The organism is Psychrobacter sp. CAL346-MNA-CIBAN-0220, from assembly GCF_040309805.1.
Taxonomy (GTDB): domain Bacteria; phylum Pseudomonadota; class Gammaproteobacteria; order Pseudomonadales; family Moraxellaceae; genus Psychrobacter.
Genome location: NZ_JBEOPF010000476.1, coordinates 1 through 257 on the forward strand (window position 1 = coordinate 1; position 257 = coordinate 257).

Consider the following 257-nt stretch of genomic DNA (forward strand, 5'->3'; position numbering starts at 1 on the left):
TCATTAAAGTTTTCTTCAGAATAGTGGGCAAGATGCTGTGGGTATTGCTGTAAAATTTGCTTTAACGTATTGCTAAGTGCTTTATCTTTTTTACGCTCATCAGTGTGATCGTGGCTCTGTTCAGTTTGTGGTTCAATGATATCGCACGGCCAAGAATCAATTAAGCTGACATTGGCGCGCTTTAAACCGTCACTATCAACACTTATTTTGTTAATAATGAACGTTTTTTGCCCTTGCACACTAATACCTAATAAGCC

Annotated in this window: 1 protein-coding gene; it reads right to left on the reverse strand. The window is 38.1% G+C overall.

The annotated features are described in order from the left end of the window. On the reverse strand, window positions 1–239 hold a 239-nt coding region (locus tag AAEY88_RS14430), incomplete at its 3' end, for a hypothetical protein (RefSeq protein WP_350563496.1). Window positions 240–257: the final 18 nt, after the last annotated feature.